General features: G+C 55.1%; 15 protein-coding genes. 4 read left to right on the forward strand and 11 right to left on the reverse strand.

The features are described 5' to 3' along the window. Window positions 1-23 precede the first annotated feature (23 nt). Window positions 24-863 carry an alpha/beta fold hydrolase gene (locus SRBAKS_RS13720; protein WP_229591453.1) on the forward strand — a complete coding sequence of 280 codons (840 nt, stop codon included), beginning with the start codon at window positions 24-26 and terminating at the stop codon, window positions 861-863. Beyond that, a complete protein-coding gene (locus SRBAKS_RS13725; protein ID WP_229591454.1) occupies window positions 857-2815 on the forward strand; it encodes a hypothetical protein in 1959 nt (652 codons plus the stop codon). Before SRBAKS_RS13720 ends, SRBAKS_RS13725 begins: the two co-directional genes overlap by 7 nt. Here SRBAKS_RS13725 and SRBAKS_RS13730 read toward each other — a convergent pair. Further along, window positions 2812-3552 (reverse strand): FecR family protein, encoded by a 741-nt coding sequence (locus SRBAKS_RS13730; RefSeq protein ID WP_229591455.1) that lies wholly within the window; start codon window positions 3550-3552, stop codon window positions 2812-2814. The two genes, SRBAKS_RS13725 and SRBAKS_RS13730, sit on opposite strands and share 4 nt — an antisense overlap. 381 nt (window positions 3553-3933) lie before the next feature. On the opposite strand from SRBAKS_RS13730, the gene SRBAKS_RS13735 reads away from it, so the two are divergent. Next, the gene (locus SRBAKS_RS13735) at window positions 3934-4170 is read left to right on the forward strand and encodes a hypothetical protein (RefSeq protein WP_229591456.1); all 237 of its coding nucleotides are present in this window, start codon (window positions 3934-3936) and stop codon (window positions 4168-4170) included. Between the two features lie 47 nt (window positions 4171-4217). On the opposite strand, the gene SRBAKS_RS13740 is transcribed toward SRBAKS_RS13735, so the two are convergent. Both SRBAKS_RS13740 and ercA read right to left on the reverse strand, forming a co-directional pair. Continuing rightward, complete coding sequence (locus tag SRBAKS_RS13740) at window positions 4218-5495, reverse strand: PAS domain-containing sensor histidine kinase (RefSeq protein ID WP_229591457.1); 1278 nt, start codon at window positions 5493-5495, stop codon at window positions 4218-4220. Continuing rightward, on the reverse strand, window positions 5485-6654 hold the full coding sequence (ercA, locus tag SRBAKS_RS13745; protein ID WP_229591458.1) for an alcohol dehydrogenase-like regulatory protein ErcA: 1170 nt from the start codon (window positions 6652-6654) through the stop codon (window positions 5485-5487). Before ercA ends, SRBAKS_RS13740 begins: the two co-directional genes overlap by 11 nt. Before the next feature lie 267 nt (window positions 6655-6921). On the opposite strand from ercA, the gene SRBAKS_RS13750 reads away from it, so the two are divergent. Beyond that, a complete protein-coding gene (locus tag SRBAKS_RS13750; RefSeq protein ID WP_229591459.1) occupies window positions 6922-7575 on the forward strand; it encodes a nitrite/sulfite reductase domain-containing protein in 654 nt (217 codons plus the stop codon). Window positions 7576-7651: 76 nt separating this feature from the next. Here SRBAKS_RS13750 and SRBAKS_RS13755 read toward each other — a convergent pair whose 3' ends face one another. From SRBAKS_RS13755 to SRBAKS_RS13790, 8 genes are all read right to left on the reverse strand, one after another. After that, window positions 7652-8035 (reverse strand): carboxymuconolactone decarboxylase family protein, encoded by a 384-nt coding sequence (locus SRBAKS_RS13755; protein WP_229591460.1) that lies wholly within the window; start codon window positions 8033-8035, stop codon window positions 7652-7654. Further along, window positions 8001-8387 (reverse strand): MerR family transcriptional regulator, encoded by a 387-nt coding sequence (locus tag SRBAKS_RS13760; RefSeq protein ID WP_229591461.1) that lies wholly within the window; start codon window positions 8385-8387, stop codon window positions 8001-8003. Before SRBAKS_RS13760 ends, SRBAKS_RS13755 begins: the two co-directional genes overlap by 35 nt. A 203-nt stretch (window positions 8388-8590) precedes the next feature. Next, a complete protein-coding gene (locus SRBAKS_RS13765; protein ID WP_229591462.1) occupies window positions 8591-9583 on the reverse strand; it encodes a GGDEF domain-containing response regulator in 993 nt (330 codons plus the stop codon). A 2-nt stretch (window positions 9584-9585) separates the two neighbouring features. After that, window positions 9586-10173: a chemotaxis protein CheB gene (locus tag SRBAKS_RS13770; RefSeq protein WP_229591463.1), complete on the reverse strand. Its 588-nt coding sequence runs from the start codon at window positions 10171-10173 to the stop codon at window positions 9586-9588. 3 nt (window positions 10174-10176) lie between these two features. After that, a complete protein-coding gene (locus tag SRBAKS_RS13775) occupies window positions 10177-11016 on the reverse strand; it encodes a CheR family methyltransferase (RefSeq protein WP_229591464.1) in 840 nt (279 codons plus the stop codon). Between the two features lies 1 nt (window position 11017). Further along, window positions 11018-15190, reverse strand: coding sequence for a response regulator (locus SRBAKS_RS13780; RefSeq protein ID WP_229591465.1), 4173 nt, complete (start codon window positions 15188-15190; stop codon window positions 11018-11020). A gap of 198 nt (window positions 15191-15388) precedes the next feature. Continuing rightward, window positions 15389-16435 carry an FUSC family protein gene (locus tag SRBAKS_RS13785; RefSeq protein ID WP_229591466.1) on the reverse strand — a complete coding sequence of 349 codons (1047 nt, stop codon included), beginning with the start codon at window positions 16433-16435 and terminating at the stop codon, window positions 15389-15391. 406 nt (window positions 16436-16841) lie between these two features. Next, on the reverse strand, window positions 16842-17099 hold the full coding sequence (locus tag SRBAKS_RS13790) for a hypothetical protein (RefSeq protein ID WP_229591467.1): 258 nt from the start codon (window positions 17097-17099) through the stop codon (window positions 16842-16844). Window positions 17100-17106 lie beyond the last annotated feature (7 nt).

Below are 17106 nucleotides of genomic sequence, written 5' to 3' on the forward strand. Positions count from 1 at the left end.
ACGCTGGATAACCGGAGTCGGATATGGGGTTGAGGACGTGTGCCACATCAAGGATGCTTTCGGTCGGGCTGTTGCTGCTGGCCGTGCTCTGGCTCAGTGGGTGTGGTCGAAATTTCCAGGCGGATTCCTTTGCACATGACCACGGCTTTTCCGCGAATCTCTTTCTTGGCGACATCTTTGACATGCAAGGGTATCTGCGCGGAGAAGGGGATGTCTTGCGGGTCTATATCGAAGGAGATGGGCTGGCGTGGCTGTCGCGTAAACGGCCTTCATCGGACCCTACACCACATGAAGCGACCGCATTTGTTCTGGCCGCTGCCGACACCAGCACAGCCGTCCTGTATCTCGCCCGTCCCTGCCAGTTTGTGGAAGGGGAGAACCTGAGAAATTGCGCGACGTCATTCTGGACCTCTGCCCGGTTTTCCGAACAGGTTGTTGCGGATATGTCCCTGGCGCTTGATCAGGCCAAGGTCATGGCCGGGGCTCGCGAGCTTGAGCTGGTGGGGTATTCCGGCGGTGGTGCCGTGGCCGTGCTCCTCGCTGCCCGACGGAGTGACGTGCGTGCCATCGTGACTGCGGCAGGAAATCTGGATCACCGTTTCTGGACGGCATTTCATGGGGTTTCGCCGTTGCGGCATTCATTGAACCCGGCCGATGTGGCCGAACAGGTCCAGGGCATCCGGCAGGTGCATATCGTGAGCCGTGATGATTCCATCATTCCTCCTGCCGAGGTCCGTTCGTACGTCGATCGCATGTCGGATACGAGCATGGTTCGCATCAGGGAAATTCGTGGTATCGACCACGATGGAGACTGGAGCGGGGCTGTGGCCGCTGCCTTGCGGGATGTGGAGCAGTCATGGTGACCGTGCGCCTGGGATTGACCCCATGGCTTGTTGCGGTGTGTCTGTGCGCTGTCACGCTTTCAGGCCTGCTCGCCATGGACCATACGCATTTTTTTGCGGATCGTGATTTGTGCTGGAGCGGCGTGCCGGTGGTGGGCAACAATGACGGCTATTTCTATCTGGATCAGGCCCGAACTCTGGCCCGAGAGGGAAAAACGCTCATGGATGTCCTGAGCGATTCCAGGCCGTCCATGTTGCTGGCCTACCTGTTGGCGTCGGTAGCAGGAACCGACACGGATACGCTGCATCTGTTGGGAGCGTATCTTGGCCCTGTATTCGGGCTGTCCATGCTGCTCGGGGTTTTGCCCTGGGCCATGGAAACTCGCTCCCGGTTCGTGGTGCTTGTCTCTCCTCTGCTCGCACTGCTCGCACCCTACTGGCTCAGTCGCACTCACGTGGGGTTTCTCGACACCGACAGTCTCGTGCCCGGTCTGTGTTTTTGCGCCCTGTATGCGCTGTATCGCTTTTCCATTGGCAGAAAACACCGCGCTGGGTGGGGTGGGCTGTATGTGGTGCTTCTCTTCTTTCTCTGGGAATGGTGGCGTCCCGGCGGATATCTGGTCGCCGGGTTTGTGCTGTTATATCTCCTCTATCCCGTACACAGCCGGTTTGATCATGTCCTCAAACTGCTCCTGCTCGGCGGTCTCCTATGCGTGGTGGGATTGGCTGTGGGTGGGGTCAAACCGTGGAGCGGCTATGGTGCATACGCCCTGGCTCATTTGAAGCTGGTCTTTGGCGGCACCGAGTATTCGCTTGTGAGCAGTGCCATCACGGAGCTTGGCAGGATAGGTCTTGTGGAGCTGGGGGACAAAAGCCTGGGGAGTGTCTGGTTGTTCATCCTCGCAGCTCTCGGCACCATGGTGTATGGATGCCGCGCCCGCTGGCAGGCGATGTTTATCGTGTCCACCTGGAGTTTCGGTGTGGCGTCGCTGTTCTCGTTGCGGTTCATTCCGTTGTTTGTCCCTGTTGCCGCGCTGTTTTCGGTCTATGGGGTGGTCGTGACCATCCAGTGGCTGGGAGCTTTGTGCGATCGTTTTATGAGGGTTGATCCTCGGGCTTCTGCCGTTTTGCTGGCCCTCAGCCTGCCAGTACTCTTTGTGGGCGCGGGGAGCAATGCGGCTCGCTTTGAACCCGAATCGTATTTTAGCCGTGACGATTTCGCGCTGGCCGATACCGTACGGGAAACATTCTCACAGGATACCTTGATCTGGACATGGTGGGATTATGGGTATTTTTTCAAATATCTGACAGGGATGGATACGTTTTTTGATGGCGGCTCCCAGACGGACGCAACCTGTTTCATTGCGGCGTATCCATTGGTGCAGGCAGATATGGGCGCGGCAGCCCGCTGGATGCACCATTTTGCCGACACATCCTCCAGAGCATTTGATACCAGCCGCAGGGGTGAACAGTGGGCCGGATATATCAAGCAATTCAGCGCAGCTCTTGAATCCGAGGAAACGCCTTTCCCCTGTCCGGTCGCGCTGGTTCTCCCGGCACGGGTCAATACCACTGTCGGCTATCTGTATGCCTTTGCGCATGTCTTTGACGAGCACCCGCCACAGGTGCTGAATCGTCTCGACCTCTTCCCCAAGACCGGGTTCCGGTATTTGCCGGAAGAAAATTCTGTCGTTGTGCCTGAGGCCATGATTGACAAAGGGTACGCGTCTTTTGGCAGTGTTGTTGATGCCACGGGCAAGACGCCCGGCGATATTGATTTCACCTCGCTGCCAGACCCCTATCTGGTCTTTTCAGACGGAACGGATTTCCTCGCAGTAACGGATCAGACCATGGTCACGTCCGTCTATTTTCGACTGCTCGGCCTCTTTGAGGGAGCGCCTGGCACGATCGAACCTATACGCGTCAGCCCTTTTTCAGGGAGTCTCTGGCGTGTTTCAGTGCCCTCAGATTAGAAATTATCGAATCGGGGACGCTGCTTCACGGTAGGTGGTTTGACCACCTGGTTTGGGGTGGTAGTGGGCGTTTTGATTACAGGCGGCGTGTTAGGCGATGACGTTGAGCGGGCTCCCAGCTTCAACATGGCTTTGGAGCGGTCCTCTGGTATGGGGGTAGGACCGACAATGACCCCGGTCGGAAAGATCTGCGCCCGCAGGCCGCTGCTCTTAATGCTCAAGGTCTGTTTTGCCGTCTTGATTTCGAGCGTGTGGTTCTCTCCCAGGTGGAGCGCACCGGTCTCTTCTCCTCCGCTCTGTATGATGGCGTAGATATCAGAACCCCGTATGCCGATGGTGGTCAAAGGCGTTTGTATATTGAACCCATCGGGGTTGTTTTTCACGATTTCGCCGGTGATGGTCCTGAATGTTCCCTTGGTAAATTCGAACAGCACGTCGGCTGCGTCGTCACTGTAAACATAGGTGTCAATGGAGGCCTGGCTTGACTCGGCAATAATGAGCTCGGTGTCGTCGTTGAAGACAATGCGGATTTGGGCGTCTGAGCCGGTGGAGACAGTGTCGTTGAGCACTATCGGCAGATCCTCGACAGCTTTGAGAATGCTGTCCCCCCTGTGCACGCGACATTCCCCCTCGGCTGTTTGAACGACCCCGATCTGGTCATTGGCGTATGCCGGTAAGACAAGGAGCATCAGCGCAAAGATGACGAGCGCTGTAATCATGTGTTGTTTGACGAGCATGGCGGTTCTCATGGTTTGCTAAAGTTTGTCATCGAATCAGAGGCTGGCCTCCAATTGGAGCAAGCCTGTTTGTTTATACCTCTAAACGGTTCTTTACGTCAAAGTGAAGGTGATGGCAGTCGGTGCCGGGGGCGTAAAATGCACTTTTTCTTGTCGTATTTGGCTGGTTGTGATTAAATAAAAGAGGTGGGAAAAGTTCATACTGGGTGCGGAAGGTGTGTCATGGTACATTCATATGACTTCAAATGTGAAGAAGGGTATTTGCTTTGCACAACAACAGGAGAAACATCTTCTGTTGAAGACATTTTCACGTATGCACGTGCCGTCACGGACGCAGCGCGCAAGGCGCGATGTACATCCATCTTTCTTGATGAGAGAAACATGGCATCCATGCTGGACTCGTTTGATATCTATACGGCATGTGAAGTGCTTGCTGGTGGAGACCTCCTGCGTGGATTCCGCTTTGCTTCCCTGCGGACGGGATTAAATGACGAGACAGCCCGGAATTTTGAAACAATGTTTCGAAACAGATCAATAAATTATCGGTTCTTTGTCGAGTATGAAGCCGCCAAGTCATGGCTGTGCGGCACCCAGGATCAGGAAGAGTCAAAGACATGATTCGTGATTCCGTCCTGCCGTGTGTCAGCTTTTGATGTGAACAGCGATTATTTGTCGGATGTGACCGGCAGGATGAATATGAACGTACTGCCTTTGTTCACTTGACTTTCTACCCATATATGTCCGTTGTGGGCATGGACGATATGCTTGCATATGGAGAGTCCAAGCCCGGTCCCCTGGGGCTTGTGATGCTGCTCCGGCTGCACCTGGGTAAATTTGTCGAAGATGGTTTCGGCCACGTCCTTTTCAATGCCCACGCCGGTGTCGCTGACCGAGATGCGTACACTCTTTGCCACGTGGCGCGCCTTGCAGGTGATGCTCCCCTTGGGGGTGAATTTGACCCCGTTGGAGATGAGATTCACCATGACCTGAATTAATCGGTCCATATCTCCGTTGACCTTGGGAAGGTCGGGTTCGAGATCCAGCAGCATGACCAGATTTGAATCCTTGAACAGCGCCTCCGTGACCTCCAGTGATCTGTTGATGAAGTCTTTCGGGTTGATGGGGGCGAACTTGTAATCGATCTTGTTGGCTTCGAGCTTGGCCAGATCGAGGACGTCATTGATGAGGGCCGTCAGCCGGGCACCTTCGTTTGAAATGATGTCGATGTTGTTTTTTACCCGTTCCATTTCCTTGATCAACTTCTCGTCACCCTTGTGGTCCACTGCGGGATAGATGGCCTTGACCAGCTTTTTGCGGATGATTTTCGAAAAGCCGAGAATGGACGTCAGCGGGGTGCGCAGCTCATGGGAGACAATTGCCAGAAATTCGGATTTGGCGCGGTTGGCGCGAGCGAGTTCCCTGGTCCGCTCTCTGACCCTGATCTCCAGCAGATCATGACTCTTCTTGAGCCGACGTTCATTGGCTTTGCGTTCACTGATGTCACGAGCCACGATGATGGCCCGCCGTCTTTCGCCAAGATGAGTCAACTGGACGGTCAGATCCACGGGGACAGCGCGCAGTTTGCAATCCGGATGACGGAGTTCCGTCTCAAGTTGCAGGTTTTCCGTGTCGGTATGAAAGAGATTGTTCGCGTGTCGTTTCAAGTGACGGGGCAGGAATCTTTTGAAGGGAGAACCGACTATGTCCGCATTGCCACAGCCGATCATGGATTGTGTGGAACCGGAGATATCAAGGATGATACCAGTGTCTGCGTCGACCACGAAAATGGCATCGTTCACAAGATCCAGCAGGGCGCGAAACTGCTCCAATTCGTCAAGGCGGGTTTTGAGTTCAGGGTAATAGCTTTTACTGACTGAACGTTTGCCAAGTCCAATGAGCTTCTCTCTTTCGCTCGCTTGATTGTTGTTTGAATCAGCAGGCATTCTTGAATATTTCCGTTATTTCCTGGACGGAGAGCTCTTTGGGGTTGGTCAGCATGCAGGCATCGGCCATTGCGTGTTCTGCCAGCAAGGGGAAGTCGGCCTTGGTCACTCCGAGATCACAGAGCGAACTCTGGACTCCTACGGATTGTTTGAACGAGGTATACGCGCCCACGACCCTTTCGCACATTTCATCCAACGGGAGATCCTTGGGGATATCCGCATCCAGGGCAATGCCGAGCTTGCGATATTTTTCCGGGGCTGCAGAAAAATTATACCGGATCACATGTTCCAGAAGGATCGCGTTGCATAAACCGTGGGGCAGGTCGAGGAGACCTCCCAGGCTGTGGGCCATGGCATGCACCGCGCCGAGGATGGCGTTGGAGAAGGCCAGCCCCGCATAGGTCGAAGCGAGCATCATGCCGCTTCGTGCCAAAAGATTGTCCGGTTCGTTGACTGCTGTGACCAGATGCCTCTTGGTCATCCGAACGGCCTCCAGGGCATTCAGGTCGGTGATGGCCGACGACGCGTTGGAGACATAGGCTTCTGTGGCGTGCGTCAGGGCATCAAGGCCGGTGTACGCCGTAAGATTACGGTCCATGGACATGGTCAGCACGGGGTCGATGAGCGCGACATCGGGAAGTGCGCTCTTGGAAACAATAGCTATTTTTGCCTTTCTGTCCAGAGCGGTGATGATGCAGAACTGGGAGACATCAGCCGCGCTGCCTGCTGTGGTGGGAATGCAGATCAGGGGTGGGCCGGGGCGATCGACCTTGTCCACGCCCTCAAATTCGAGCACGTGTCGTTTGTTGGTACAGACGATGCCGATTGCCTTGGCGCAATCCATGGGAGAGCCGCCGCCGATGGCGATGAGCGCGTCACATCCTTCCTTGTCGAAGAGCGCGGCGCCAGCCATGACCTCGTCTTCACGCGGGTTGGGGCTGACGTCGGAGAACATGACACAGGTGATCCCTTCACTTTTGAGGGTGTCGAGTATCCTGTCCGAAAAATCCAGCGACATCAGGGTCGAATCCGTGACGACCAGGGCCTTTGAAACGGAAAGGTTGGCGGCAAATTGCCCAGCCAGCATGGAAGCGTCGGCTCCGAAAATGAATTCGGGAGCAACAAATTTTCTCAGTTTGGAAATATAGGCTGTGTCCATAGCTATTCCCTCATGGTTAAAGCGCAGTATGTGTTATACAGCTTTTGCGGAGAAATTTACAGATATTTAACACATCGTGAAGGTAGTAGGAATTATAATAAAGGCTCTTATGGGGCATCCATAGTCCGGTGTGGGGGGCGTATTCCTGGTATACTTTGGCAATGGGCGTCACGCAGAGAGGAGGGGGTGAGCGTCTACGCTGTCTGGACTGTTCCCCGCTGACGGCTTATAGGGTTTGCTCAAAGAATGAATGAAGGAGTTTTCGTTATGGATACTGTTGATACGTTGAGTGTCATGCCCATTGCACGCAAGGACGGCACACATGTCCTGCGTTTGTGTGTCAATCAGGGGCTGCTGACCCCGGATATGGTCAGGAAGATCATGGATGTCATGACCAAATACGCGTTACCCTCCTTGAGAGCCACGACAGGTCAGCGTTTCAACCTTGAAGGCATCCCGTCGGACAAGGTGGACGAGATCGCGGCTGCGCTCGGTACGCCTGTGGACAAGTGTCCCCCCGGCGTTTCCGTCTGTCCCGGCGGAGACCAATGCAAATACGGCATGCAGGACACCCGCGCCATGGGGGACGCGCTGCTGGATCTGATCAAGGCCAACGGTCCGTATCCTTTCAAGATCAAGAGCGGCGTGTCCGGGTGCGCCATGGCCTGTGGCTTGAGCTTTGTCCGTGACGTAGGGCTGGTGGGCGGAGCCAAGGGATGGAATGTATACTATGGCGGAGCCGCCAATCGCCATGCGTGTACCGGTATCGTGCTGGGCAAGAAAGTCAGCAAAGCCGAAGCGCTTGAATCCATTGCCAAAGGACTGACCTACTACAAGGAAAACGCCAAGAAGTTCGAGCGGATCGGAGCCATGGTTCGCCGTCTGGGCCGTGACGTGGTGGCGGCTGCCCTGACTGAATAAAGACACTTTTGCATGAAGCAGCCCCAGAATATCTGCTGACGTTCCGGGGCTTTTTCATGTCTTTTCAGTGGATTTCCTAACAGGTGGTATCCGGCTCAAGCGATTCGAACACGTCCTGGGCCGCAAACAACCCGTTGAGTGCGGCAGGGAACCCCGCATACACGGCCATCTGCATGATGGTCTCCACGATCTGCTCCCGGCTCAACCCCACGTTGAGTCCGGCTGTGATATGCACCTTGAGCTGTGGCGTGGCCGTGCCCATGGCGGTCAGGGCCGCGATGGTGGCGATTTCCCGTGATTGGAGATCCAGCCCGGGGCGTGCATAAATATCGCCGAAAGGGAACTCGATCAGATAGGTTGCAAAGTCCGGTGCAATGTCTTTCAGGCTCTCGATCACGTTGGTTCCGGCCTGTCCGTCTATTTCTTCAAGTTTTTTCAATCCCAGCTCGTAGCGCGTCATACTCTTTCTCCAATGTCTCGTAGATTTCAATTTTCTGGTCCAGTGCGACCAGATGGGATTGGAGTTGATTGATATTCTCCTCCAGATCCTGCCGGTGAGAAAGGAGCATGGCCTTGCGTTCCGATAGCGTACTATCCCCTTTGTGCCGGAGATCAGAATACCGTTGAATTTTTTTCAGCGGCATCCCGGTCTGTTTGAGGCGCAGGATGAAGCGCATCCAGTTCAGGGCGTTTTCAGTGTAGACCCGCCGCCCTCCGGCCCTGTCCACATCCCGGATCAAACCGATTTTTTCGTAGTAGCGCAGGGTGTGGGGCGAGACGTCGAGTCGTTGAGCCAGTTCGCTGATCTTCATGTCCTTTCTCCATTCATGGGATGAGTGTACAAGTTGGAGTTTACTCTAAGTCAAGCGCAAATAAAAGCATTTGAAAGCGGGGAGGGGGAAAGGGTTTTTTTCCCGTTTAAACAGAGTGTTCGCGGGCAGAATGTCATCGTGCCATGAGAAAAGCTCCGGTCAAAAACCGGAGCCCTGTCTTTCTGGAGTGGGAGAGCGCGGGATCAGAGCTGGACATTGAAGCTGGCGTTTCGCCCTGCGGATTTGGCCTGATACATGGCCTGGTCCGCCCTGATCATGAAGTCTTTGCTGCTGTTGGTCATGTTCGGGATGGTCGAGCAGGTGCCGACACTTGCGGTGACGAATTCACAGACAGTGGAACTCTGGTGGATCACGCACAGATCTTCGATGCAGGACCTGACCCGTTCGCCGATGAGCTGTGCGCCTTCAATATCCGTGTCTGGGAGTATGATGGCGAACTCCTCGCCGCCCACGCGGGCGACTTTGTCCTGTCCGCGTTTGACGACATCGGTGAGGGCGGCCGCCACCTTTCTGAGGCATTCATCCCCGACGGCGTGGCCGTAGGTGTCGTTGTACTCCTTGAACAGGTCGATATCCATCAGGACGACAGAGAAGGGAGATTTGTGACGCATTGAGCGGCTCCACTCATCTGCCATGAGTTGATTGAACTGTCGTTTGTTGTACAGACCTGTCAGGCCATCGGTGATGGAGAGCATGTGCAGCTGTTCATTGGTCTCTTCAAGCTGCTGCTGGAGCTCTTCCAGTTCCACCAGCTTTCTGTCGAGTTCGCGGGCGTTGCGCTCAAGCGCTTCCTTTTGGCGAAAAATCTTGAGGAAGACATTCACCTTGCTGCGGAAAACCACGGGTTCCAGCGGCTTGAACAGATAGTCCACGGCACCGGATTCATAGCCTTTGAAAATATGCTGCTGATTACTGACCTCGGCGGTCACGAAGATGATCGGAATGTTGCGGGTCTTCTTGTTGCCGCGCATGAGTTCGGCCACTTCATACCCGCTCATGTCCGGCATGTGGACATCGAGAAGCACCAGCGCGAAATCATGGTCCAGAATCTGGGCCAATGCCTCTGCGCCGGAGTCCGCCCTGACAAGCTCCAGATCTGGGTAATCCAGCAGACTCTCCAGTGTAAGCAGGTTCTCAGGTTTGTCGTCGACGATGAGTATTTTTGCGATTCCCATGATTATCCTTGATCGTTCACTGAATTGAGGAACGTGCTGATTTCTTCCAGCGGAAGAATATGATCCACCCTGGTGGCGGCGATGGCCGCCTTGGGCATGGTGTCGGTGTTCGCCGTTTTCGGCGATTGGACCACGGTCAGGCCGCCGAGCCGCTTGATCTTGGCCAGTCCTTTGGCTCCGTCTGAGTTGGCGCCGGTAAGGACGATGCCGATGAGTTCCGGCCCGTACACCTCTGCGGCGGTTTCGAAAAGGACATCTACCGAAGGGCGTGAAAAGTTGACGCGGGGAGCAATGGAAAGCGCGATACTACGGTCGCATTCCACCATCAAATGGTAGTTGGGAGGAGAAAAGTAGATGGTGCCCGCTTTCAGTGGGACCTTGTCTTCGGCTTCCTTGACCTCAAGGGGGCAACGGAGATTGTAGTGCTGGGGAAGATAGCTCTCCGAGTCGGGTTTGATGTGTTGCACCACGAGGACCGGCATGGCGAAATCCTTTCGCAGCTTGGGCAGAATCTGATCCAGGGCTGCCAGTCCACCGGCAGAAACGCCGATGACCACGGCTGCATAGCGGGGGGTGTTACTCGCACTCATATCCTAGGCCGTCCGTTTCTTCCTGTAGATTTTCTCTCTGTCCGCAATCACTTCGAATTTGTTTGCGACACTGGAGAACTTAATGTTTTCCTTGGACCCGAGGCAAAGAAATCCGCCTGGGCACAGGCTGTCACAGAAGAGTTCCAGAACCCTGTTCTGCAAGTCTCTGTTGAAATAAATCAACACGTTCCGGCAGAAGATGACGTTCATCTCACCAAAGACGCCGTCGGTGACCAGATTGTGGGAGGAGAAGAGCACCTGCTTGCGCAGCGTGCTGCTCATGACCACGTTGTCATAGTCGGCCGTGTAGTAGTCGGAAAAGGAGTTGTTGCCGCCGGACTTCTGATAATTGGCGGTGTATTCGCGGACCAGGTCCATGGGGTATATGCCGTCTTTGGCCTTGGCCAGGATCATCTCGTTGAAGTCGGTCGCGTAAATCTGGGAGCGGCTTGCCATGTTCTCCTCCTGCAGGAGAACGGCCATGGAGTAGACCTCCTGCCCGGCGGAACACCCTGCATGCCATACCTTGATATACGGATATGTCTGGAGATGGGGGATGACCGCTTCCCGGACCTTCTTGTAGAACCACGGGTCGCGGAACATCTCGGTGACATTGATGGACAGGTCTAGCAGCAGCTTCTCAAAGAAGTCCTGGTTGTATATCAGCCTGTGCAGCATGGCAGAGTAGTTGCTGATTTTCTCCAGGTTCATCCGGTGTTCAAGACGGCGCTTGGTATGGGCGCAGGAGTAATCCCGGAAGTCATAGCCGTATTTGATGTATATGGCCTCCAGGAGAAGCTGAATCTCCAGGCGTTCGTTGTCAATGTCGGTGAAGTCACTCATCTTAGTACAGCCATACCCGCATCATGGAGAGCAGTTTGTCAGTGTTTACAGGTTTTGCCAGATAATCACTGGCTCCGGCTTCGATGCACTTGCTGCGGTCACCCTTCATGGCCTTGGCGGTCAGGGCGATTATCGGCAGCTTTTCATACTGTCGTTGCTTGCGAATCTCGGTCATGGCCTCATAGCCGTCCATTTCGGGCATCATGATATCCATGAGGATGCAGTCTATGGCGGCATTCTCTTTCAGTTTGTCCAGACACTCCAGGCCGTTCTTCGCGGCGATGACATCCATGTTCTTTTCTTCGAGTACGCTGGTCAGGGCAAAGACGTTGCGCATGTCGTCATCCACCAGCAGGACCGTCTTGTTGCTCAGCACGGACTCCTTGTCGTGGACCATCTGGAGCATCTTCTGTTTGTCTGCGGGCAGGTCGGCCTCGATGCGGTGGAGGAAGAGCGCGGATTCTTCGAGCAGCCGTTCCGGTGATTTGGCGCCCTTGATAATGATACTCTCCGCATATCTGTTCAGCTGTTTTTCCTCGTCCACGGTCAGGTCGCGGCCTGTATAAATGATGACCGGGACGCGGCAGGCCGTTTCATCGAGCCGGATTTTTTCCAGGAGGTCGAAGCCGGACATGTCCTCCAGGCCGAGGTCCAGGATCATGCAGTCATAGTTGCCCCGCACGAGTTCCTCAAAGGCTTCGTGGCCACTGCTGACAGCCGTGGTCCTGACGTCGCCATTGCCGATGAGGAGTTCTATGCTCTGGCGCTGAATGGTGTCGTCTTCCACCAGCAGCAGATTGCTGACAGGGCGGGAGATGGTGTCTTCCAGTCTGCTGAAGGCTTCCTCTATGTTCTCCATGGTCACGGGTTTGGACAGGAAACCGATGGCGCCCATGCGCATGGCATCCAGTGAGCTGTCCTTGGCCGACATGAAGTGGACCGGGATGTGCCGGAGGTCGGGGTTGTCCTTGAGCCGTTCCATGACAGTCCACCCGTCGATGCCGGGCAGGCCGATATCAAGGATGATGGCACTGGGTTTGTAATAGTCCGCGAAGTGGAGACCGGTTTCGCCGTCTTCCGCGACCAGACACAGGAACCCGCGTTCACGACCGAAGTCCCGCATGACTTTGGCAAAGGTGCGGTCGTCTTCGATAATCAGCAGGCTGCGGGCCTCAGGCGTCGCGTGTTCCCGGTCATCTTCAAGAAATTCCTGTTCGCATGGGGGCACTTTGGATGAGATCGTCGGATTCTGGTCGATTTCCTCCGGTGGTGCGCATGCTTTGAACGCTTCGGTGCCGCTGTCTTCCTCTTCCTGTTCGCTGGTGTCCGGAGGCGCGGCAGGGCTGCTCTGTTGCTCTGCTTTTTCCGGGATGAGCCCTGCGGGCAGGATGCGGTTCCGTCGGGATTGTTCGGTATAGGTCTCAGGCAGGATGATGGTGAAGGTGCTGCCTTGGTTCTCGATACTCTGGAGACGGATAATGCCGCCAAGCAGTGCGGTCAACTCCTTGGAAATGGACAGGCCCAGACCGGTCCCGCCATAGGTGCGGCTGGTGCTCCCGTCCGCCTGCTGGAACGCCTGGAATATGGCTTCCTGCTTCTCCAGCGGGATTCCAATGCCATCGTCCTTGACGGAAAAGGCCAGCGAGGTCGCAGGGTCGAGCTCGGAGTTGACGAGGAGGGCTGGCGAAGGCCGGGAAATGGAAACCGAGACTATGCCCTGCCGGGTGAATTTGAAGGCATTGGCCAGCAGGTTGCGGAGCACCTGTTGTAGCCGCTGTGAATCGGTCCTGATGCTGTTCGGCAGGTCGTTGGTTACGGTGATGTCAAAGGTGATGCCTTTCTCTGCGGCCATGTCATTGAACAGGCGTTGCAGGTCGGTGATGAGCGTCTCGATCTGCAGGTCGTCGATGACCAGTTCGATCTTGCCTGCTTCAACCTTGGAGAGATCAAGCACTTCGTTGATCAGTGTCAGGAGATCGGAGCCGGACGAGTGAATGGCCTTGGAAGATTCGACCTGACGTGTGGTCAAGTTGCCTTCCTTGTTCTGGCCCAGCAGTTGGGACAGAATGAGGATGGAGTTCAAAGGTGTCCTGAGTTCATGGGACATGTTGGCCAGGAACTCGGATTTGTATTTGCTGGCCTGTTCCAGATCATGCGCTTTCTGGCGTACAATTTCCTGAGCTTTGACCAGATCGGCGTTTTTGCTGACGATCGCTGCTTTCTGTTCTTCCAGCGCCAGAGTCCGTTCCTCCAGCTCTTCGTTGGTGACGCGCAGTTCTTCCTGTTGCGCCTGGAGTTCGGCCTCGGATTCCTTCAGGGCGGAGGTTTGCTCCTCGAGCTCTTCGTTGGTGACGCGCAGCTCTTCCTGCTGTGCCTGAAGCTCGGCCTCGGATTCCTTGAGGACCTCGGCCTGCGCTTCCAGTTCGTCATTGGTGACACGGAGCTCTTCCTGCTGTTCCTGAGCCTGATGGAGCAGGTCCTGAATGACCTGACGCGACCTGGCCGTGTTCAGCAGGATGGCGGCGCTCTCCATGTTCTGATCAATAAACAGCAGTTGCAGCGGTGAGAAGGCGTGGACCGATCCAAGCAGCAATACGCCCACAACCTGCTCTTCAAAAGCGATGGGGGCGGCCATGAAATGCGAGGGGATACCCTCTCCGGCGCCATAGTTGAGGGCAGGAACTTCCTTGCGGATATTGCTGTAGGATAACGTCTCGTTTGTCTTGGCAGCCTGACCAACCATGCCTTCGCCGAACTGGATTCGGTCGAAAATTCCATCCCGGTCGCTGAAGGCGTAGCTCGCCTTGAGTTTCAGGTCCGTGTCGGTGAGGAGATAGAGCGCGCCGAGTTGGGCGTTCATATGTTTGGTCACGAACGTCACCAGCCGCTGGCATAAAACCTCGACCTCCATCTCTCCGGTCATTTCGTCGTGCAGACCTTCCTTTCCCCGTTTGAGCCAGTCGAGTTCGTGGAGGTTCTTCGCCATACTGTTCAATGCCCTGGCGAGATCGCCCAGTTCATCCTTTTGCGGCAATTCAAGCTTGGCTTCGAGGTTGCCTTCGGAGATGGCCTGGGCAAAGCGCATATCAGCAACAATGGGGGTCGTGATCGTCTTGGAAAAATACAAGGCCCAGCCGGTAATGAGGGCGAGCATGAATCCGGCCAGAATCACCATAAGTTCAAACGTCCGATCAATGGGTGCAGTGACTTCATCCTTGTTGATCTTGGAGACCAGGTACCAGTCAAGGCCGGGTATTTCGAGCTGATCAAAGGCGACCAGTACGGGATTGCCCACGCTGTCAATGTAGGTCTTGTGTCCTCCGGCCCGGCCCGCGGCGACAGCGTCCTGCCAATAGCTCAGGGGGGTTTTGAATGTGTGGCCGACGACATATGCGTCGTTCCCCATGGTGCGCAGATTGCTGCGGAGTTCGTAAGCGCCTGTTTTGGCGGAGATGCCGAACAGGTAGGACTCGCCTGTCTCTCCCATGCCTTTTCTGGAGTCGACCGCGTGGGTGATCTCCTCGGCGGTCAATTGCAGGACCAGTACGGCCTGTATCGTGCCGTCTGTGTCGCGAACGGGTTCGGCAATGAAGGCGGATTGCTGGTTGGCGCTCGGACTGTAGGCGTGAAAATCAGTGATGGCGGTTGCCCCGGTGTCCAGCGCCTTGCGCCAGGCAGTGGCCAGCCCGGAGTTCTTGAATTGGCCTGTACTCAGACTGGTTCCCAGATCGGCTTCCTCGGTCACGGAAAACAGGACGTTTCCCTTGTCGGCGTCGATCAGGATCAGATTGTTGTAGCGATAGGTTGCCACATAGTGGGTCAGCGGTCTTACAAAGGGCTCTATGGTGTCGAGATAGTGCTTGTTTCGGGTGACGATCGACGTCTTGATGTCACTGGTCGTGGCCTTGTATTCCTCAAGCTTGTTGACGAGACCTTCGATCCGTTCGGCCTCGGCCAGAACCTGTATGTCGGCAAAACAGCGGGTAAAGTAGTCCTCGATCTGTCCTTTTCGGATGGACTGGATGGTGAGCAGGTGGTTGAAGGATTTCTCCATCAAGGATTGCGTGTTCAGTTTGGCACTGAAAAAACCGACTGCCACCAGTGGAATGACACCAGTTATGAGAAAAAACAGAACAAGTTTTGGTCTGATACGGATGTCTGACAGGCGGATCATGAAAGCTCCAAAAGGTGGTGTCTGCGGTATTGACTTGAATTGTCTAGTGATTTTTTGCGTTGCTTTGTTTCTTGCAACTATACCTATTTATTCTGCTCCATACTGGTAATCGTTCTTGGCCCGGTGATCAACCTTATTAGGCAAGGCCTATAGAGAGTCTCTGCCGTGACGGCCCGATATGCAATGGAAGAGGCCGCGTCAGGGTTGGTTCAGTTCGGGCTTGTTAAGGGTGGCGAGCACATATTCACCGAGGTGCTGGGAGGCGTTGATGAAGCTGAGTACCTGAAAGAGGCGGCGGACCTGAAACCGTTCGGTCACCCCCTGGCGGCGCAGCTCAAGAAAACGGTTCTCGATGGCGTCCACGGCAGCGGCGAGGGCATGGGTGTCGTGCTTTTCGCCAGAGCCTATGGCGCGCAGGGCGGCTGACGTGGTTCTGGTCAGTTCCGTGAGTTCCGGAGCCATGATGATATCAAACCCGTCGCCTTCCACATCGTTGAGCAGAAGGGGCATGGATTGCAGCCGTTCCAGAACCGAATGGAGAACGTTGACCTGTAATGACAGCAGGTTGACGTCGTCGCGGAAAAACCGTCGCTCCAATGCATAGACCTTGTGAAACATGGCCCTGTTCTCCTGGGTCTGCCCCACCAGATCAAAAAAGAGGTCAGGGTCGGTCTTTTGCTGGCGATTGAGAAAGTTGCTCATGAGCAGGGCGTAATGGTCCGCCAGCTCTTTATATTGAATTTGTACCCGCTCCCGGAGCACGGCTCCTGTTCGGCTGGGCCAGATGACCACGGAAACAAAGAAGGCACACAGGACGCCGATGCCGATCTCCGCCACGCGCAGGAGCGTGAACATGATGCGATGGTCTTCGCCAAGGCTGGTCAGGAAGACGATGGACAAGGTAATGGCCGCCATGCGGTATCGGGCGTTATACCGTGTCAGATAGGCGCAAACCCCGGTTCCGATGAATATGGCCAGGAGTGTGTAGAGCGGGGTGGGGGGGAAGATCAGGATGCAGAGTATGCCGATGGCCGCGCCCAGGGCGGTGCCTGTAAAGCGGTAGACGCACATCTGAATGGAGTCCGCGACATGCATCTGCATGACGATAACGGTAGTGATGACAGCCCAGTACGCATACGGAAGTTGTATCTGGTTTGACACGAAATAGGCGAGCACACTGGCTATTCCGACCTTGATGCCGTGTCGTACATGATTCTGGGTGATGCTCTTCGTGAACTGGGACATGGTTCTTCTTGTGGCACATGTTATGGGGGAGTGCCAGACGGCTGTGCTTTCCGTTGACGCCGACACGCTTTGTCACAACTGGTGCAGCAGGTCAACCTTATCGCTCCTTGACGGAGGGATTCAGGGATGTCGATAAATTGTTGTGTACGCCACAAAGAGAAAGGCTCCATGGCGGTGATTGGAGCCTTTCTGGGGGAGTTCCCGGCGGGATGCCGGGAAAACGATGTGATTGTGTGGTGTCGATAGTAAACACCTTAGCTTTCCGCGAGACAATAGGGGAAGTTCCCTTTATGTGCTCATGAGCTGGGACAATGTCCCGATCGTGCGGCCTGATACGAAAAAGCCGCTCTTCCTCGACAGAAGAGCGGCTTGTATCTTGTAGTAAATAGTGCTGAATACCGGGTGGTTATCCTTCGGTCAGCAGCTTTTTGGCAATGTCCAGATCATACAGCGCCATGGGGTTCCGGTCCGTGCCCTTTTCTCGGAACATGGCCGCAGCCTGTTCAATGACATCAAAGGGCATCCAGCCGTGCTTTTCCCAGATGATCGGTTCGGTCGGATTGTAGAGGCGGAACTGAATCTGGTCATCTTCTTCCCGAACATACATCCGCACCTCGGGGTGCTGAAGAACAGGTGTATAATAATGGCCGCGTTCGTCTTTCATATCGTTA

It is taken from the genome of Pseudodesulfovibrio sediminis (genome assembly GCF_020886695.1).
GTDB lineage: Bacteria > Desulfobacterota > Desulfovibrionia > Desulfovibrionales > Desulfovibrionaceae > Pseudodesulfovibrio > Pseudodesulfovibrio sediminis.